A 17,252-nucleotide genomic window follows, 5' to 3' on the forward strand; every position below is an offset into this window, starting at 1 on the left:
CTGGGCTCAACTCATGGCGTCTTTGAACTTGAGAAACCGCACGTCCGTCATCACGCGCTTGTTCATCGCCTCACGCAGCGCGCCGATGGTTTTATAGGGGCGCATGACCACTTCAAAATGTTGAATGTCGCCGGCCTCGTTTAAAGTGATCAGGTCGACACCGACGCAGTCCAAATCGCCAACTTTGCACTCAAACTCCAAGGCCCAGTCATTGCCATCGCCCATCACGCGGCGATAGCGGAACTCACTGAATACCTGACCCACATGGCCCAACACGGCGGCAACCGCGTCCCGCCCGGTCCAGGTCGCCCAATAGGTCGGCGGTTGAAACGTGACATCCTCCGCCAGCAGGCCTTTGATGTCCTCCTCGTTGCCTTTGGCAACAACCTCCTGCATACGCACGATTGTCGGGTGCATTGGGTCCCCTCCCTCAATTCTCGTTAAAGACAGCCTGCCCATCCCCGCACGTAACTCAAGGTTGACGTTGGGTTGCCGTGCGCCCGTCAAAGCCCTATGTCGGGCGCCATGACCGAGATCACGCCATATGACCCGCCATTGGACCCGCTTGTTGTCTTGTATGAGGACAGTGACATTGTGGTGGTCGACAAGCCGTCCGGCCTTTTATCAGTTCCGGGGCGCGGGGAACATTTGGCGGATTGCCTCCTGACACGTGTGCAGGCGGCGTTTCCGACGGCGCTTCTGGTGCACCGTCTGGATCGGGATACGTCTGGCGTGATGGTTTTTGGCCTCACGCCCCATGCGCAGCGCACTCTGTCCAAACAGTTTGAAGAGCGCAAAACCAAGAAAACCTATGTCGCCCGCGTGTGGGGACAGGTGGCTGAGAAAACCGGCACGGTGGATTTGCCGCTGATTGTCGATTGGCCCAACCGTCCACGACAGATGGTGGATCACGAAAACGGCAAACCCGCGATCACTGATTGGCGGGTGCTGAAGCTCAAAGAGAATGAGACCCGCGTGCGACTGACGCCCAAAACCGGGCGCAGTCATCAGCTACGTGTGCATATGCTAGCGCTGGGCCATGTGATCTTGGGGGACCCGCTTTACGCCGAAGGCGCGGCGCGCGACTTTGAGCGGTTGATGCTGCATTCTGAGGAACTGCGCATCAATCACCCCGAGAGCGGCAAGGGCATGTCCTTCCGCGCCAAAGCCCCGTTTTAGGCGGCGTCTTTGAAAGTCGCGGCCAAGATGGCTGCCATCTGATCCGCGTCTTCTTGTGTAAACGCATCGGGCTGATCGCTGTCGATGTCAAACACGCCGAGCAGCTCGCCCGCACCGTTCCAGACCGGCAACACCAGTTCTGAGCGGGTCGAGGAGGCACAGGCAATGTGCCCTGGAAACGCATCCACATCCGGCACCAGCTGCACTTCACCGGTCCGCGCCGCCGCGCCGCAAACGCCACGCGCAAAGGGGATCACCAAACAGCCGTGCCCGCCTTGGTACGGCCCAATCTTGAGCAGTTCCGGCGCCACTACGCGGTAAAACCCGGTCCAATCAAAGCGATCATCCGCGTGATGCACTTCGCAGGCCACTGTCGCCATGAGCGCAACCGCATCGGTTTCGCCCTCAGTCAGTGAGGCAATGGTTTTGGACAGGGTGGGGTAGTCGATGCGCATGGCAAAACCTCAAAAGAAAAACCGCGCGCAAGGCAGGCCCCGCGCGCGACTGAATAGATGAAACGCTTAAACGCCCGCGTCCACGATGGCTTTTGCCAGAACCGGTACAGTGTGTGCGTTCAGGCCCGCAATGTTCATGCGGCTGTCGCCCACCATGTAGATCGCATTGTCCACACGGATTTTCTCCACCAGATCCGGCGTGGTGCCCAGACGGGAGAACATGCCGCGGTGCTGCGCCAGAAAGCCAAAGCGATCAGAGCCAGACAGACGCTGCAACTCGCTTGCCAACTGCTCACGCAGCGCCAGCATCCCCAAACGGGTCTCTTCCAGCTCCGCCATCCAGTCCGCTTTCAGCTCTGGATCGGTTAGGATCGTGGTCACAACCCGCGCGCCGTGATCTGGTGGGAAAGAGAAGTTCTGACGGTTCAGGTGGTTCAGGTTGCCCTGAGTCACCGCGGTGTTCTCCGCCTTCTCGCTCATCGCGATCAACAGACCCGTACGCTCACGATAAATGCCGAAGTTCTTGGAGCAAGACGCCGCGATCAGCAGCTCTGGCACAGACTTCGCCACCAATCGGGTTGCCGCCGCGTCTTCTTCCAGACCGTCGCCAAAGCCCTGATAGGCAATGTCGATCATCGGCGTGCAGCCTTTTTCGTTGATCAGGTCCACAACCTCTTGCCACTGCGTCAGGTTGAGGTTGGCGCCAGTTGGGTTGTGGCAGCAACCATGCAGCAGCACAACGTCGTCGCTGGTCACATCTGCCAGATCTTCCATCATGCCGGCAAAGTTCACGCCCCGGGTTTCGTCGTCAAAATAGCGGTACTTCACCATTTCGATGCCGAGGTAGTTCAAGATGCTGATGTGGTTTGGCCAGGTTGGATCAGAGACAAACACGCGTGCCTTCGGGTTGGCCATTTTGATCAACTCAAAAGCCTGACGGATCGCGCCGGTACCACCAGGTGTCGCAACTGCCGCCAAACGGTCACGCTCAACCGCACCTGCCAGCAGCATGTCGATCATCGCATCGGCGTAGGCTGGATCACCGGCCAGACCGGTGTAGGCCTTGGACGTCTGCTCTTCGATGATCTTGCGCTCAGCGGCCTTTACGGCACGCATCACCGGGGTCACCCCTTCGGCGTTTTTGTACACGCCTACACCCAGATCCACCTTAGTGGGACGTGGGTCGTCGCGGTACATGGCCATCAGGCCTAGAATTTTGTCTTTGGGCTGCTCTTTGAGGTTGGTGAGCATCACGCTTCTCCGGTTGCTACGGGCAGGGTGGGGAAGGCCCCCCATTCAGCCCATGATCCATCATAAAGGGAATGGTCGGTCTTGCCGAACCGCTCCATCGCAAGACACAGGATCGCAGCAGTAACACCGGATCCACAGGTTGTGATGGCGGGTTTGGACAAATCAATATCGGCGCCTTCAAACACTGCTCGCAGTTCTTCGGGGGATTTCATCACCCCGTTATCGAGCAGAGTGGCGTAATGCACGTTCTTGCTGCCCGGGATGTGCCCGGCGCGCAGGCCCGCACGAGGTTCTGGCTCAGAGCCCGCAAAACGCGATGGTCCTCGAGCGTCAATGATCTCGTGATCGGCCAGCTTCGCGGCATGGGACACCTGAGTTACGTCTCGCACCATGTGGTTCTGGCGGCGCACGGTCATATGGCGGTCGCGGACCACTGGCGGCATGTCATCTGTTGGACGCCCTTCGGCAATCCACTTCGGCAGCCCGCCATCGAGCACGGCCACGTCTTTTTGACCCATCAGCTTGAACATCCACCACACACGTGCCGCAGAGAAAATTCCGCTACCGTCGTAGACCACTACCTGATGTCCATCACCCACCCCCATGGCGCGCAGGCGGGACATGAACTTCTCAACCGGCGGCACCATATGCGGCAGGTCGCTGCGCCCATCGGAAATATCGTCAATGTCAAAGAAGCGCGCGCCGGGAATATGCACGTCGGCAAATTCTTCGCGGCCATTGCGCCCCATGTCCGGAAGGTACCAGGAGGCATCCAAAATGCGCAAATCCGGGTCTTTGAGGTGAGCGGCCAGCCACTCGGTCGAAACAAGCGTTTTGGGATCGTCGGACATGTTATCCCTCTTCTGTCACGTCTGTGTCATTGCCTACAACCGGTGTGGTCGAGAGGCAAGAGTGGCCTCGCAACACACGACAAAGTAATGGGGCCTTTTGCGCAATTTCCTTGAACTGGCGCGGCGCTTTGTTCGTACATAAGGGGAGCGAACAAGGAAGAATTGATGCAGGACGTGGTGGTGATTTTGGGCAGCGGTCCCAATGCAACGGAGGCGCAAAGCTGGTCTCGCGACATGTTTGACCACTTAGTGGTGCTCAACAACGCGTGGCGAGTACGCGACGACTGGAGCCATTTCATCCATCCGGAAGACTTCCCAGAAGAGCGCCATCCGCCTAACAAGGGTGAAGATCAGGTCGAGGTCACTTATCAGAACTATGTGCCACAAAATAACGCCTTTGGTGGTGTGTTGTTTGCCGGTGGGACTATGGCATTCACCGCCGCCTATTGGGCGTTGGGTTCCTTTCGTCCCAAGGTCTTGGCCTTTATCGGCTGCGACATGGTTTATCCCACGGTGGGTCACACACATTTCTATGGAACCGGCACCGCCGATCCTCTGCGCGAAGACGTCTCACTACAAAGTTTGGAAGCCAAAGCCGCGCGCCTGGGCCTCATTGCGGCCTATCACGGCTGCCAATGTGTGAACCTGTCTCGCTTGGACAGTGTTCTGCCATATGAGCGGTTCCATGTAGCCCAATTGCGCGACATCGCGGCACCAGTGGTGCGCCCCGTGTTTGCGGTTGATAAAATCCAGCGGGCCGAAGCGGCGCTGGATTACGATGCACCAAGCGGTCGGTATTGGAAAATCGCCCACAAGATCGACCCGAGCAAAATTTCTGAGATCGACCAGATGTGGCTGCAAGCTTACGAAGAGATTTACTCGCCGTGACGTAGCAGACGCTGCTTCTGGCGGCCCCAGTCACGTTTGGCATCCGCCGCTCGTTTGTCGTGGTTTTTCTTACCCTTGGCGATGCCAATCTTCATTTTCACAAAACCCTTGTGATTGAAGTACATCACCATCGGCACCAGCGTCATGCCTTTGCGCTGGGTGGCGTTCCACAGATCAGACAGCTGCTTTTTGCTGACCAGAAGTTTGCGCTTGCGCCGTTCTAAATGTGGGAACATCGCCCGCTCATACGGCGCAATGTAGGAGTTCACCAACCACAGCTCGCCGTCTTCCACCGCCGCATAGCTCTCTGCGATGTTGCCGGATTTCTCCCGCAAAGACTTCACCTCAGACCCTGACAACACAATGCCCACCTCGATGTCGTCATCGATGGCATAGTCAAACCGTGCCCGCCGGTTTTCGGCGATCACCTTGTAATTCGGATCAGAGTTCTTTTGCTTCTTTGCCATAATGCACGTGGCATAACGCGCCCGCGCGACAGTGTCCATGGCCGCCAACAGCGAGGGTGGCGCAGAGGACACAAGCCCAAAATTGGACGGCATTTTAGTGGACGCACCTCAGGCCTTTGGGTAACTTGGGACAAAACGGGGCGCAATGATCCCGATATTGAGGCAGTACGAATATGACTTTCCCCGAGCGGTTCTCGAACCTACCGGCTTATGCGTTTCCGCGCCTGCGGGCGCTTATTGACCATTTGGAGCCCGGCGGCCCGGTGGTGCACATGACCATTGGCGAGCCCAAACATCCGTTCCCTTCTTGGGTGACGGATGAAATTGTTGCGCATGCCGAGGGTTTTAACCGCTATCCCCCCAATGATGGGTCCCCCGAGCTGCAAGCCGCAATTGCGGGCTGGATTGATCGCCGATATGGCGTGAAAGTGGATGCGTCCACGCAAGTCATGGCGCTCAATGGCACCCGCGAAGGTCTGTATAATGCCGCTATGGCTCTGTGCCCGGAACAAAAAAACGGGCAGCAACCGCTGATCCTCACGCCCAATCCGTTTTATCAAGTTTACGCAGTAGCCGCCCAATCGGTTGGCGCGGAAGCGCGCTTTGTCCCCGCCACCGACGCCAGCGGTCACCTGCCTGACATCGCGTCTTTACCAGAAGAAGACCTCAACCGCGTGGCCATTGCCTACGTCTGTTCTCCGGCTAACCCGCAGGGAGCCGTTGCAGATCGCGACTATTGGAAAGCGTTGATTGCGCTGGCCGAAAAGCACGACTTCCAGATTTTTGCCGATGAGTGTTACTCGGAAATCTACCGCGACACGCCCCCTCCTGGCGCCCTCGAAGTAGCCAAAGAGGTTGGCGCTGATCCGGAACGCGTGTTGATTTTCCATTCACTCAGTAAGCGCAGCAACCTGCCAGGCCTGCGCTCTGGTTTCGTGGCTGGTGGGCCTGAGAGCCTGCGTCGCATCAAGCAGTTGCGTGCCTACTCCGGCGCACCGTTGCCGCTGCCACTGCAAAAGGTGGCCGAAAAAGTCTGGAACGACGAGGCGCATGTTGTCGAAAACCGCCGCCTCTATGCGGAGAAGTTTGACCTCGCCGACGAAATCTTTGCGAATGTGCCCGGCTACAAGAGCCCGGATGCAGGGTTCTTTCTCTGGATTCCGGTCGAAGACGGTGAAGAGGCGGCGATCAAGGCGTGGACAGAAACAGGTATCCGGGTGCTGCCCGGCGCTTATCTGAGCCGCGACGTGAACGGGGTAAACCCCGGCAAAGGATATATCCGGGTTGCACTAGTGGCCCCAAAAAACGAAGTGGCAGACGCGCTGACCAAGCTGCGTAACTGCCTCTACGGATAAGAATAAACGAGGTGGATCATGGCATATCAAGCACGCGGACGCGGACCCTTGTTGGATAGCGCAACCCAGGCCGCAGTGGAAAAACGCGGCAAAGAGCTGATTGGCATCGCGCTGATCGCTGTGGCCCTGTTGCTGGCTGCGACGATCCTGTCGTATTCGCCCACTGATCCCAGCTGGATATCCGTGACCGATGCACCAGTGGAAAACCTGCTGGGGCGCCTTGGCGCGTCTATCGCGGCGCCGTTGTTCATCATCGTTGGCTGGGGCAGTTTTGGTCTGCCGTTGATCTTGGGTGTTTGGGGCGTGCGTTTTGCCTTCCACTTCGGCGAAGAACGCGCTCAGAGCCGGATCATCTTTGCGCCGATCATGTTGGCCTTGGCATCGATCTATGCGTCAACGCTCGCGCCTGGCGCTGAATGGATCCACGCCTTTGGCCTTGGTGGTTTATTCGGTGACACCATCACTGGCGCTCTGCTGACCATCTTGCCAATCGGTGCACAGTCCGGCGTGAAGCTCATGTCCATGCTGGCTGGTGTGGTGTTTGTGCTCTCCGGCGCCTTTGTACTTGGCTTCACCCGCAACGAGCTTGGCAACCTGGCCCGCCGTTTCATGATCGGCCTTGTGCTGACCTATGACGCCATCATGCGCCTCCTGGGCCGTGGTGCCACCGGTGCCGTGCATGCCGCCAAATCCGCGCAGGCCCGCCGTGTTGAACGCCGCGAGGAAGCGCAGGCGCATTACGCGGCAGAGCAGGCTGCTTGGGAAGAAGAAAGCCTGGTCGAAGATGTGGTAGATGAGCCTTACGTGCCGGTCGAAGACGAGCGTCCCAAGCCACGCTTGCGCATGCCCACCTTGATCAAACGGGCCGAACCCGCGCCGGAGCCCATGCCCGAGCCTGAGCTGGTCGAAAACGTCTTTGCCGATGATTGGGACGTGAAGCCCGAAGAAGAGCGCATCAGTGCCAAGATCGCTGACGTGATGCGCACCCGTGCGCGCCGCGGGGCGGCGATTGCACCGCCGGAGCTGCATCCTGATAAACCGCTGACCAAAGGGCGCGGGCGTGGTCCTGATCCGTTGCTGCTGGACGAAGGCCCGGAGGAGCATCATGTGCCACTGCAAGCGGAACCGCCGCTGACCGCAGGCCCGATCCTGACCCGCGCAGAGCCGCCGCTCTCCGCATCTGTCGCCACACCTGCCGCCGCAGCGCCGACAATTGCACCTGCGGCCGCGCCGGTTGCAGAGCCTGTCGCGATGGAGCCAGCGCCCATGGTGGAACCTGTGTTAGAACCTGTGCCGCAGCCCGTCCCGCAACAGCCGCGCATGGCGCCGATTCCAACCCCAGAACCCAAAAAGGTGGTGCAGCCACGCGTCAACAAAACCGTGCAGCCCTCGACCCGCGCGAAAGCCGAGGCGCAGCCATCGTTGGCCTTCGAAGAAACGCATTCCGAGTTCGAACTGCCACCACTGGGCCTGCTGGAGAACCCGTTGGAAATTCAGCGCCATCACCTCTCAGACGACGCGCTGGAAGAAAACGCGCGCATGCTGGAATCCGTGTTGGATGACTACGGCGTCAAAGGCGAGATTGTCTCTGTGCGCCCCGGTCCGGTTGTGACCATGTATGAACTGGAGCCTGCGCCGGGTCTGAAGGCGAGCCGTGTGATTGGCTTGTCAGATGACATCGCCCGCTCCATGTCGGCCCTGTCGGCCCGTGTTTCCACCGTGCCAGGCCGCTCGGTGATTGGCATCGAATTGCCCAACGAAAACCGCGAAAAAGTGGTGCTGCGCGAAATCCTTGCGGCCCGCGACTTTGGCGACAGCAACATGAAACTTCCGCTGGCGCTGGGCAAAGACATTGGCGGAGACCCTGTGGTCGCCAACCTCGCGAAGATGCCCCACCTGCTGATCGCAGGGACCACCGGCTCCGGTAAATCCGTGGCGATCAACACCATGATCCTCTCGCTGCTCTATCGTCTGACACCAGACGAGTGCCGCCTGATCATGATCGACCCGAAAATGCTCGAACTGTCCGTTTATGACGGCATTCCGCACCTGCTCTCGCCAGTTGTGACCGACCCGAAGAAGGCGGTCGTGGCCCTGAAATGGGTCGTGGGCGAGATGGAAGAGCGCTATCGCAAGATGTCCAAAATGGGCGTGCGCAACATCGACGGCTACAACAGCCGCGTGGCGGATGCGCTGGCCAAAGGCGAGACGTTCTCTCGCACCGTGCAAACCGGCTTTGACGACGACACCGGTGAGCCGGTGTTTGAGACCGAGGAGATCATCCCGGAGAAAATGCCGTATATCGTCGTTATCGTCGACGAGATGGCAGATTTGATGATGGTGGCGGGCAAAGAGATCGAAGCTTGCATCCAGCGTCTGGCGCAAATGGCGCGTGCCTCCGGTATCCACCTGATTATGGCGACACAACGCCCGTCCGTGGACGTGATCACCGGCACCATCAAAGCCAACTTCCCAACCCGAATCTCCTTCCAGGTGACGTCAAAAATCGACAGCCGGACGATCCTGGGCGAAATGGGCGCGGAACAGCTCTTGGGCATGGGCGACATGCTCTACATGGCCGGTGGTGCCAAGATCACTCGCTGCCATGGCCCGTTTGTGAGCGACGAGGAAGTCGAAGAGATTGTGAACCACCTCAAGAGCTTTGGCCCGCCAGAGTACATCGGTGGCGTGATCGACGGTCCGGCCGAAGACAAGGCAGACAACATCGATGCTGTGCTGGGCCTGAACACCGGTGGCAACACCAACGGTGAGGATGCGCTCTACGACTCTGCCGTGGCGATCGTCATTCAGGACCGCAAATGCTCGACCTCCTACATCCAGCGCAAGCTGGCGATTGGCTACAACAAAGCCGCGCGGCTGGTCGAGCAGATGGAAGAAGAGGGCCTCGTCAGCCCGGCCAACCACGTTGGCAAACGGGAAATCCTGGTGCCTGAGCAGTGATGCTCAGGCCCAATCACATTTTTTTGTAACGCGTATCAGGGTAAGCGGGCAAAGCGCCCCTATATTGGACCTATGACCAAACTAAAAACCTTTGCCACCGCTGCGATTCTGTCTCTAGCCACGGCCATGCCCGCCATGGCGGAAAAGCTCTCGCTCAATCAGATCAGCAACTATTTCAACGCTCTGAAAACTGCGAAGTCTGACTTCATGCAGATTTCTGATGACGGCTCGGTGCAAACCGGCACGTTGTTTATCCAGCGCCCCGGCAAAATGCGCTTTGAGTATGACCCGCCGCAAAAGGCGCTGGTTCTGGCCTCCAACAACGCCGTTGCGATCTTTGACAACCGCGCCAAAGGTGAGCCGGAGACCTATCCTTTAAAACGCACGCCGCTGTCGATCATTCTCGCGCGCAAAGTGAACCTGCAATCCGCCAATGCAGTGATTGGCCATACCTACGACGGCAAGCACACCATTGTGACGGCGCAGGATCCCAAGAACCCGGATATTGGCCGCATTCAGATGAAGTTCTCAGCCTCGCCGGTCACGCTTGACGAATGGGTGATCCAGGACGCGCACGGCGGACGCACCACAATTCGTCTGGGGGATACGCAAACCGGTATGAGCTATCCACGGGCTATGTTCGACATCGATACGGAACGCAGCAAGCGCCGCCGCTGACCTGCGTCGGGCTTAGGCAATGATATCTGGCGTGAGCCGGTCTTCAATCCGTGCGATGATGTCTTTCAACCGCAGTTTCTGTTTCTTCAGCCGCTGGATTGTCAGCTGATCGCCGGTGCCACGATCCACCAAGGCGTTGATCGCCTCATCCAGATCGCGGTGTTCCTGTTTGAACACCTCCAACTCGACACGCAAAACGTCGTCGGTTTTCATCGCGAGATCAGTGGTGGCGTTCATCTTTGGGTCCTTAGCCTAAGCGGACTCTTAAGATAGGGCTTTCCACGCCCGCTGAAAAGAAGGCGATTTGTCCATTTTTTGAGAGCTTGTTTAGCATTCGATTGCGCGACACTTGCAGCACAGGTCAGGCTGCCCCATATTCAAAAGGCACGGAGGTTGCCAGAAAGGGATCTCTGTGCGGACTGTCGCTTTGCACAAGGACGTGTCGATGACCAAACTATCTTTGGGGTCTCACCCCCACATGCTGGGCTTTGAACAGCTCGAACGCCTCTTGGAACGGACCGCCAAGTCCTCCGAAGGCTACCCGCCTTTTAACATCGAACAAACCGCAGACTATGCCTATCGCATCACGCTGGCAGTGGCTGGCTTTCGCGAAGAGGATCTGAGCATCACGGTAGAAGATCGCCAATTGGTGATCCGTGGCCGCTCCTCTGATGACGCGAGCGAGCGGGTGTTCCTGCACCGAGGTATCGCCTCTCGCCAATTTCAGCGCAGCTTTGTGCTCGCCGACGGCGTCGAAGTGGGCGAAGCGTCGATGGAAAACGGCCTGTTGCACATCGATCTGTCGCACGCGCGGCCAGAGACAGTTGTTCAGACGATCCAAATCAAGAAAGGATAACCCATGCATAATGATGACCTGCTGACCCATTTCACCGATGATCGCACCGTCTATGTGCGTGAGGTCATGGTGTCCGACCTGCCCGAAGAGATGCAGGAAGAGGCGGACGGGGCCGAAACCCTGTTTGCGGTGCACGCCACCGATGGCGAGCGGCTGGCTCTGGTGAAGGAGCGCGGCTTGGCCTTTGTTCTGGCGCGCCAGAACAACTATTCGCCGGTGACAGTGCACTAAGAACACCGCAGATTCTGAGTAATTGGAGGGCGCCGGTTGGCGCCTTCATTTGTTGAGGGATACGGCCACCGTCTCCTCACCCCACCCATCCTGATTACATTTGCTGCGCACATAGATCGTGGTGATTTCCGGTGGGATCCAAACGCGGGAGAGGCTGCGGGTAAACGGCTGCTCGTTTACGTGAGGGTGCGCCAAAATCCGCGTGCCAAGCACTTGACCGTTTTCGGTCTCAATGCGCCAGCCATCTGCATAATGGTCCCAGCCTGTGTCTGGATGTTCAAGGGTGACGTCAAACCGCCAGCCTGCATCGCTTTGAGTGGCTTTCACATCGGTGATTTGAGCCGGATCGGCCAGCGCCGTCTTCGCGGCAAAAACTATCGGTAAAACAAGATATCGCATGTCGAGAGGGTAGCAGCCCGGCGTATCACTGTCGCGGCTCCAATCGGCAAAAAGAAACCCGGGCCGCGATGGCCCGGGTCAAATTTTCGTGTCTCTTGGGGCTGTTTAGCCTTTGGAGAACTCTGGGTAGGCTTCCATGCCGAGTTCTGCCATGTCCAGACCGTTGATCTCGGTCTCTTCGTCAACCCGCAGACCCATGGTGGCTTTCAGGATGAACCAGACGATTGCAGAGACAACCACGGTGAAGATACCAACCACAACGATGGCGTAGAGCTGGGTGCCGAGGGAGGCGTCACCGTTGGTGAACACAACCGCGATGGTGCCCCAGATACCGGCGATCAGGTGTACCGGGATGGCACCAACCACGTCGTCGATTTTCAGCTTGTCCAGGAATGGAACCGCGAAGACCACGATCACACCGCCAACTGCACCGATCAGAGTTGCTGCGCCCAGGGATGGGGTCAGAGGCTCGGCAGTGATGGACACGAGGCCCGCCAGTGCGCCGTTCAGAACCATGGTCAGGTCAGGCTTTTTGTACATGATCTGCGTCAGGATCAGAGCTGCGATTGCGCCGCCTGCTGCCGCAGTGTTGGTGTTGGCAAAGATGCGGGATACGTCTGCTACGTCACCCACGGTACCCATGGCCAGCTGGGAGCCGCCGTTGAAGCCGAACCAGCCGAGCCACAGGATGAATGTACCCAGTGTGGCGAGGGTCAGGTTGGAGCCTGGGATTGGCACGGTGCGACCTTCTTTGTTGTACTTGCCGATACGTGGGCCGAGGATGATGGCACCGGTCAGAGCGGCCCAGCCACCTACGGAGTGCACAACGGTCGAACCTGCGAAGTCCAGGAAGCCAGCCGCATCCAAGAAGCCACCGCCCCATTTCCAGGACGCCTGCAATGGGTAGATCACGGCAGTCAGGACGATCGTGAAGATCAGGAATGGCCACAGCTTGATACGCTCTGCTAGAGTACCGGACACGATGGACGCGGTGGTGGCACAGAACATCAGCTGGAAGAAGAAGTCGGAACCGGTGGAGGCATAGGAGTAGTCATCCGCTGCATCGGAGGTCACGCCAACCGCTTCCAGAACACCAGGGCCCCAGACGCCGGACAGGATGCCGTCCACAGACCATGTGCCCAGAGGGTACATCAGGTTGTAGCCGATCAGGTAATAGAAGATCGCGGCCAGCGAGAACAAAGAGATGTTCTTGATCAACTGCATGGTCACGTTTTTGGAGCGGACGAGACCCGCTTCCAGCATGGCGAAGCCAGCCGCCATCCAGAACACGAGGAAGCCACCCACAAGGAACAGCAGCGAGTTGAGAATAAAGACAGTGTCGGTGGAGGCATTTACGCCCGGCACCGGACCTTCTTCGGCCAGGCCAAGGCTCGGCAGCGCGATCAGCGCAGCGGGCAGGGCCAGTTTTGCGAGGGTATTCATCAGTGTATTCCTTCCTTGCGGCGCCTTAGATGGCGTCTGCATCCGTTTCGCCGGTGCGCACGCGAATGGCTTGCTGCACGTCCAGCACGAAGATTTTGCCGTCACCGATCTTGCCGGTCTGAGCGGTTTTGGTGATGGTTTCGACCACCTGGTCGGCCATGTTGGCGGCAACCACGAGTTCGAGTTTGACCTTTGGTACGAAGTTCACCGCGTATTCTGCGCCGCGGTAGATTTCAGTGTGGCCGGATTGGGAGCCGAAGCCCTTAATTTCAGTGACCATCATGCCGCGCACGCCGATGTCGGTCAGCGCCTCGCGGACCTCCTCAAGCTTGAACGGTTTGATCGTTGCGATAATCAGTTTCACCTTGTTCCCCTTTTGGCGGTGCGGGGAGTGCCCCGCGAATTTGCACCTGCAGAAAAACGCGGCAGAGCCTGAAAAACGAAGATTCGAGGCTGGTTTTTGGGCAAAAATTTAGTTTGAGGGGTGAAAAAGTGGGCAAAAAGGTTAATTTGCGCGAAAATTGGGCATCAAAAGAACGGATTTGACCGCTTCGGTGGGTCTACATCGGGGGGCACACAGGTTAAAATGCCTCAAAAGAACATCCCGGGCAGTGGGCAGATCATGAGTGATTCAAGACGTCGGAAACCACCTTTGGTGGCGGACAAGCGCTACTCGCGCAAATCCGCCAAACCCGCGCGCAAGCCGACCAAATCCAAAGCCAAGCCTGCCCCCAAGCGCCCCACCCGTCGCAAGGCGGCTCCGAAACGGCCTCGGAAGCAGTCGCGCAATCCCATTGCCCGGTTCTTTAGCAATATCATCCGCTGGATTCTGCGCCTGATCTGGACCGTTGTCTGGCGCACCTCCGTGGTGATCGGCATCATGGTTGGCTTGGCTGTGACCTATGTCTACGCGACCTTGCCTGAGGTAGACGAGTTGCTGGATGGGCGCGCGCGCGGCTCGGTGACGTTGCTGGATCGTGACGATAAGGTCTTTGCCTGGCGCGGCGATCAGTTTGGCGGCGTGGTGACGGCGGACACCGTGTCCAAACACCTCAAGAACGCCGTTATTGCCACCGAGGACAAACGCTTCTACCGCCACTTTGGCGTCAGCCCCCGCGGCGTCGCCAGCGCTGTGCGCATTAACCTGAGCGAAGGTCGGGGACCATTGTCCGGTCACGGCGGCTCCACGCTGACCCAGCAAACGGCAAAACTGCTGTGCCTGGGCGTGGAGTATGATGCCGACGCGTGGGACAGCGAAGCGGATTACGTACGTGACTGCCGCCGTGGCTCTCTGGGTCGGAAGGTCAAAGAAGCTGTCTACGCCATGGCGATGGAGGTTAAATACACCAAGGATGAAATCCTCTCCGTCTATCTCAACCGTGCCTATATGGGCGGCGGCGCCTACGGGGCGGAAGCAGCTTCCCAGCGGTATTTTGGAAAACCCGCTGCAAACCTGACACCAGCGGAAGGCGCAATGATCGCGGGTCTCTTGACCGCGCCGTCCTCTCTAGCGCCCACAGCAAACTTGCAGCGCTCCCAGGACCGCGCCGCCACAATTCTGCGTCTGATGAATGAGCAGGACTACCTGTCCGACAAAGAAACCAAATACTATCAGGACAACCCGGCGACGCTATCCAAGGCGGCTGAAGCAAAGGCAGGTGGGTATTTTGCCGACTGGGTCATGTCTTCTGGCCCAGAGTTCTTCACCCGCAACACCACCGAAGATGTGATCCTGAAAACCACCATGGATCCGCGTATTCAAAAGGCTGCGGAAGATGGTCTGAAGTGGGTGTTTGAAAACAAAGTGCGTGAAGGCTCCAAAGCCCAGGCGGCCATTGTGGTCATGTCCGCCGACGGCGCGGTGCGCGCTATGGTCGGCGGTCGCAAAACCAAAGTCTCTGGTGCCTTCAACCGCGCGACACAGGCCAAACGCCAAACCGGCAGTGCGTTTAAGCCCTTTGTCTACGCAACCGCATTGGAACTTGGCGGGCATTACGATGACAGCGTTGTGGACGAACCTTACTGCCTCAATATCGCGGGCTCCGGTCAATGGTGCCCCAAGAACTATACTGGGAAACATTACGGTGACGTTTCGCTGACTTTCGCGTTGATGAATTCGCTCAACATCCCGGCCGTGAAGGTCTCGGAAAAGGCAGGACGCGAAAACGTCCGCACCGTGGCCAGTATGTTTGGCATTGAAAGCGATCTGGCCGCAGGTCCCGCGCTTGCGCTGGGCGCGTCGGAAAGCAGCCTGCTGGAAATGACCGGGGCCTACGCGGGAATTCTGAACGGCGGTTCCTCCGTGACGCCCTATGGCCTCGTGGAGCTGCGCCTGCTGGGGGAAGACAACGCCTTGATGGGCACCGGTGGCGGCATTGGTGAGCGGGTGATCTCAGACGCCGCTGCGCGGGAACTCATCTGGATGATGGAAAAAGTGGTCAGCGAAGGCACCGGCGGGCGCGCCAAGATGGACGGCTGGCAGGTGGCAGGTAAAACGGGCACCACACAAGCAGCCCGCGATGCCTGGTTCATTGGTTTCACCAATGAATATGTCGCTGGTGTCTGGATGGGCTATGACGACAACACCCCTTTGACTGGGGTAACCGGCGGCGGTCTGCCCGCGGAAATCTGGCGCGAAGCCATGGTGCGTGTGCATGAGGGTTTGACGCCCACGCCTTTGCCAGCCTTCACACCGGTGCCCCAAAAGAGACCAGCGCAAACAGGTGGCAATCGTCAGCGAAAAGGGCAGGGGATTGATGATGTCGTGAACGGCATCCTGCGCGACATCTTTGGCGGCCGGAACTGATCCGGCCTGCCATTATTGGGAACGAGGCGTTTAGCCTGCGGTCTTGAGGTCCTGGATCAGCCCATTTATGTCGCCTTTGCGGCGATCCAGCATCGCGCCAATTTCTGCCTTCTCAGACAGGCGTAGGCTGATGCCTTCGATGATCAGATCAAAGAACTTGTTTTTGCCGGACTTGTCAGACACCAGAAAGGCCACCTGAAACGGTTTCTGGCCGCGCAGGGTCACTTTGGCGTTTACCTCGTAGAAGCTCTTCACGGCGCGAGAGCCCGTCACTTCCACTTTGCCGCCAACAAACTCGTTAAAGCGCTTGCCATATTTGCGGGAGATGTAGCCCTGAAACGCCTTCGTGTAGCTGTTCAGCTGGCTTTTGCTCAGGCTGCGGGCATCGGGACCAAGAGCGGAGCGGGCAATAATGCTCACGTCGCCATACTTCACAAAGATCTTCTCGAAGTCTTTGATCATCCGGTCCAGCGACTTGCCGGAAGAGATCACCTTGTTGATGTCGGCAACCGCTTTGTCGATCAGCGCTTTGGCCTGTGCATCGTTGAGCGCAAAGGCAGAAGAGGGCAGGGCTGCCACCGCACCAGCAGCGGCAGACAAGGCGACGAAATTGCGTCGGGTCAGCTTAGAAATCTGCATAGGGATCCTCATACGGGTCAAATTCCGGATCGACATAAGTCTCTTCGCCCTGGTTTCCAAGACGGAAGCGGCGGTTTTGCAGGTAAAGAATACGTGCCTGCGCATAGCTGTCAGCGCTGTCGTAAAGGATCGAGTCGACGGTGGCGTCATAGTCATAACGCTCCCCCATCTTGTTCACGACATAGGCCACGCCGCCGATGTAGCGTGTGGGTTCCCGCACCACGACAAAGAACGGGTCCAACATAATGTCGACGGCAAAGCCATAGGCATCACGGGTTGTGGACGGCCCAAAGAATGGCATCTCGGTGTAGGCCCCTTCGCCCGCGCCCCAGACATGCAAGGTCTCGCCAAAGTCGGTGTCATGGCGCTCCATACCAGCCGCCGAGGCGGGGTCAAACAGACCGGCAATGCCAAATGTGGAGTTGAACACAAAGCGGAACAAAGACGAACCGGCTTCCGGCAGTTTGCCTTGGAGCGTGTTGTTGATCACGTCATTTGGCAGCGACAAATGGTCAGCAAAGTTGGACACGCCAGTGCGGACAGGCCTTGGAATGATCGTGCCGTAGCCATTGGACGCAGGCGATAACAGGATCGTATCGACGCGTTTGTTGAACTCATGGATACGCCGGTTGGCGGCTTCATTTGGATCATGAATGCCGGTCGGCGGGAGGTCGGATTTCGCGCATGCCGTAAGGGTTGTGCTGACGCAGAGGGTCAGTACAATGGACCGCAACATATTCAGAGAAACAAGTTTCAAAAGGCTACCACACGTCTTTCAATTCGCCACAACACT

The 17,252-nt window shown here is 58.2% G+C and carries 19 protein-coding genes; 8 read left to right on the plus strand and 11 right to left on the minus strand.

The genetic code is table 11. The annotated features are described in order from the left end of the window. Positions 1-6: 6 nt before the first annotated feature. Positions 7-417 (minus strand): nuclear transport factor 2 family protein, encoded by a 411-nt coding sequence (locus tag SIB92_RS18160; protein WP_412553367.1) that lies wholly within the window; start codon positions 415-417, stop codon positions 7-9. Between the two features lie 108 nt (positions 418-525). Here SIB92_RS18160 and SIB92_RS18165 point away from each other — a divergent pair, with 108 nt between their 5' ends. After that, entirely contained in the window at positions 526-1,179 is a 654-nt protein-coding gene (locus SIB92_RS18165; RefSeq protein ID WP_412553368.1) for an RluA family pseudouridine synthase, read from the plus strand. Here the strand turns inward: SIB92_RS18165 and SIB92_RS18170 are convergent. The 3 genes from SIB92_RS18170 to sseA all read right to left on the minus strand — a co-directional run bounded on the left by SIB92_RS18170 (position 1,176) and on the right by sseA (position 3,736). Next, positions 1,176-1,634 (minus strand): GAF domain-containing protein, encoded by a 459-nt coding sequence (locus SIB92_RS18170; RefSeq protein ID WP_412553369.1) that lies wholly within the window; start codon positions 1,632-1,634, stop codon positions 1,176-1,178. The genes SIB92_RS18165 and SIB92_RS18170 overlap by 4 nt on opposite strands. 66 nt (positions 1,635-1,700) lie before the next feature. Further along, on the minus strand, positions 1,701-2,885 hold the full coding sequence (locus SIB92_RS18175) for an aromatic amino acid transaminase (protein WP_412553370.1): 1,185 nt from the start codon (positions 2,883-2,885) through the stop codon (positions 1,701-1,703). Next, on the minus strand, positions 2,885-3,736 hold the full coding sequence (sseA, locus tag SIB92_RS18180) for a 3-mercaptopyruvate sulfurtransferase (protein WP_412553371.1): 852 nt from the start codon (positions 3,734-3,736) through the stop codon (positions 2,885-2,887). Before sseA ends, SIB92_RS18175 begins: the two co-directional genes overlap by 1 nt. 165 nt (positions 3,737-3,901) lie before the next feature. Here sseA and SIB92_RS18185 point away from each other — a divergent pair, with 165 nt between their 5' ends. Continuing rightward, entirely contained in the window at positions 3,902-4,624 is a 723-nt protein-coding gene (locus SIB92_RS18185) for a hypothetical protein (RefSeq protein ID WP_412553372.1), read from the plus strand. Here the strand turns inward: SIB92_RS18185 and smpB are convergent. Continuing rightward, positions 4,612-5,091: an SsrA-binding protein SmpB gene (smpB, locus tag SIB92_RS18190; protein ID WP_294116263.1), complete on the minus strand. Its 480-nt coding sequence runs from the start codon at positions 5,089-5,091 to the stop codon at positions 4,612-4,614. The genes SIB92_RS18185 and smpB overlap by 13 nt on opposite strands. A 173-nt stretch (positions 5,092-5,264) precedes the next feature. Between smpB and SIB92_RS18195 the strand changes: the two genes are divergently transcribed. From SIB92_RS18195 to SIB92_RS18205, 3 genes are all read left to right on the plus strand, one after another. Continuing rightward, complete coding sequence (locus SIB92_RS18195) at positions 5,265-6,446, plus strand: aminotransferase class I/II-fold pyridoxal phosphate-dependent enzyme (RefSeq protein WP_412553373.1); 1,182 nt, start codon at positions 5,265-5,267, stop codon at positions 6,444-6,446. An 18-nt stretch (positions 6,447-6,464) separates the two neighbouring features. Continuing rightward, on the plus strand, positions 6,465-9,407 hold the full coding sequence (locus SIB92_RS18200; RefSeq protein ID WP_412553374.1) for a DNA translocase FtsK: 2,943 nt from the start codon (positions 6,465-6,467) through the stop codon (positions 9,405-9,407). Between the two features lie 72 nt (positions 9,408-9,479). Continuing rightward, entirely contained in the window at positions 9,480-10,085 is a 606-nt protein-coding gene (locus SIB92_RS18205; RefSeq protein ID WP_412553375.1) for a LolA family protein, read from the plus strand. A gap of 12 nt (positions 10,086-10,097) precedes the next feature. Here SIB92_RS18205 and SIB92_RS18210 read toward each other — a convergent pair whose 3' ends face one another. After that, positions 10,098-10,322, minus strand: a complete 225-nt coding sequence (locus tag SIB92_RS18210) for a YdcH family protein (RefSeq protein ID WP_412553376.1) — start codon at positions 10,320-10,322, stop codon at positions 10,098-10,100. A 208-nt stretch (positions 10,323-10,530) separates the two neighbouring features. Here SIB92_RS18210 and SIB92_RS18215 point away from each other — a divergent pair, with 208 nt between their 5' ends. Further along, positions 10,531-10,941, plus strand: a complete 411-nt coding sequence (locus SIB92_RS18215) for an Hsp20 family protein (protein ID WP_294116069.1) — start codon at positions 10,531-10,533, stop codon at positions 10,939-10,941. A gap of 3 nt (positions 10,942-10,944) precedes the next feature. Continuing rightward, on the plus strand, positions 10,945-11,172 hold the full coding sequence (locus SIB92_RS18220; RefSeq protein ID WP_295174203.1) for a DUF1150 family protein: 228 nt from the start codon (positions 10,945-10,947) through the stop codon (positions 11,170-11,172). A gap of 45 nt (positions 11,173-11,217) precedes the next feature. Here SIB92_RS18220 and SIB92_RS18225 read toward each other — a convergent pair whose 3' ends face one another. The 3 genes from SIB92_RS18225 to SIB92_RS18235 all read right to left on the minus strand — a co-directional run bounded on the left by SIB92_RS18225 (position 11,218) and on the right by SIB92_RS18235 (position 13,378). Then, entirely contained in the window at positions 11,218-11,571 is a 354-nt protein-coding gene (locus tag SIB92_RS18225; RefSeq protein ID WP_412553377.1) for a hypothetical protein, read from the minus strand. 105 nt (positions 11,572-11,676) lie between these two features. After that, a complete protein-coding gene (locus SIB92_RS18230; protein ID WP_412553378.1) occupies positions 11,677-13,014 on the minus strand; it encodes an ammonium transporter in 1,338 nt (445 codons plus the stop codon). 25 nt (positions 13,015-13,039) lie between these two features. Beyond that, complete coding sequence (locus SIB92_RS18235) at positions 13,040-13,378, minus strand: P-II family nitrogen regulator (protein WP_058238401.1); 339 nt, start codon at positions 13,376-13,378, stop codon at positions 13,040-13,042. A 258-nt stretch (positions 13,379-13,636) separates the two neighbouring features. Between SIB92_RS18235 and SIB92_RS18240 the strand changes: the two genes are divergently transcribed. Next, positions 13,637-15,820, plus strand: coding sequence for a transglycosylase domain-containing protein (locus tag SIB92_RS18240; protein WP_412553379.1), 2,184 nt, complete (start codon positions 13,637-13,639; stop codon positions 15,818-15,820). Between the two features lie 30 nt (positions 15,821-15,850). Here the strand turns inward: SIB92_RS18240 and SIB92_RS18245 are convergent, their stop codons facing one another. Both SIB92_RS18245 and SIB92_RS18250 read right to left on the minus strand, forming a co-directional pair. After that, entirely contained in the window at positions 15,851-16,459 is a 609-nt protein-coding gene (locus SIB92_RS18245; protein WP_412553380.1) for a phospholipid-binding protein MlaC, read from the minus strand. Beyond that, positions 16,446-17,195, minus strand: a complete 750-nt coding sequence (locus SIB92_RS18250) for a VacJ family lipoprotein (protein WP_412553381.1) — start codon at positions 17,193-17,195, stop codon at positions 16,446-16,448. The genes SIB92_RS18245 and SIB92_RS18250 overlap by 14 nt, the downstream gene beginning before the upstream one ends. Positions 17,196-17,252 lie beyond the last annotated feature (57 nt).

Source organism: Shimia sp. MIT1388 (genome assembly GCF_047124445.1).
In the GTDB taxonomy this organism is placed as follows: Bacteria; Pseudomonadota; Alphaproteobacteria; order Rhodobacterales; family Rhodobacteraceae; genus Shimia.

Excerpts from the sequence above, each read along its gene's own strand:
- SIB92_RS18160 (WP_412553367.1), bottom strand. The coding sequence starts at position 417 with ATGCACCCGACAATCGTGCGTATGCAGGAGGTTGTTGCCAAAGGCAAC.
- SIB92_RS18165 (WP_412553368.1), top strand. The coding sequence starts at position 526 with ATGACCGAGATCACGCCATATGACCCGCCATTGGACCCGCTTGTTGTC.
- SIB92_RS18170 (WP_412553369.1), bottom strand. The coding sequence starts at position 1,634 with ATGCGCATCGACTACCCCACCCTGTCCAAAACCATTGCCTCACTGACT.
- SIB92_RS18175 (WP_412553370.1), bottom strand. The coding sequence starts at position 2,885 with ATGCTCACCAACCTCAAAGAGCAGCCCAAAGACAAAATTCTAGGCCTG.
- sseA (WP_412553371.1), bottom strand. The coding sequence starts at position 3,736 with ATGTCCGACGATCCCAAAACGCTTGTTTCGACCGAGTGGCTGGCCGCT.
- SIB92_RS18185 (WP_412553372.1), top strand. The coding sequence starts at position 3,902 with ATGCAGGACGTGGTGGTGATTTTGGGCAGCGGTCCCAATGCAACGGAG.
- smpB (WP_294116263.1), bottom strand. The coding sequence starts at position 5,091 with ATGGCAAAGAAGCAAAAGAACTCTGATCCGAATTACAAGGTGATCGCC.
- SIB92_RS18195 (WP_412553373.1), top strand. The coding sequence starts at position 5,265 with ATGACTTTCCCCGAGCGGTTCTCGAACCTACCGGCTTATGCGTTTCCG.
- SIB92_RS18200 (WP_412553374.1), top strand. The coding sequence starts at position 6,465 with ATGGCATATCAAGCACGCGGACGCGGACCCTTGTTGGATAGCGCAACC.
- SIB92_RS18205 (WP_412553375.1), top strand. The coding sequence starts at position 9,480 with ATGACCAAACTAAAAACCTTTGCCACCGCTGCGATTCTGTCTCTAGCC.
- SIB92_RS18210 (WP_412553376.1), bottom strand. The coding sequence starts at position 10,322 with ATGAACGCCACCACTGATCTCGCGATGAAAACCGACGACGTTTTGCGT.
- SIB92_RS18215 (WP_294116069.1), top strand. The coding sequence starts at position 10,531 with ATGACCAAACTATCTTTGGGGTCTCACCCCCACATGCTGGGCTTTGAA.
- SIB92_RS18220 (WP_295174203.1), top strand. The coding sequence starts at position 10,945 with ATGCATAATGATGACCTGCTGACCCATTTCACCGATGATCGCACCGTC.
- SIB92_RS18225 (WP_412553377.1), bottom strand. The coding sequence starts at position 11,571 with ATGCGATATCTTGTTTTACCGATAGTTTTTGCCGCGAAGACGGCGCTG.
- SIB92_RS18230 (WP_412553378.1), bottom strand. The coding sequence starts at position 13,014 with ATGAATACCCTCGCAAAACTGGCCCTGCCCGCTGCGCTGATCGCGCTG.
- SIB92_RS18240 (WP_412553379.1), top strand. The coding sequence starts at position 13,637 with ATGAGTGATTCAAGACGTCGGAAACCACCTTTGGTGGCGGACAAGCGC.
- SIB92_RS18245 (WP_412553380.1), bottom strand. The coding sequence starts at position 16,459 with ATGCAGATTTCTAAGCTGACCCGACGCAATTTCGTCGCCTTGTCTGCC.
- SIB92_RS18250 (WP_412553381.1), bottom strand. The coding sequence starts at position 17,195 with ATGTTGCGGTCCATTGTACTGACCCTCTGCGTCAGCACAACCCTTACG.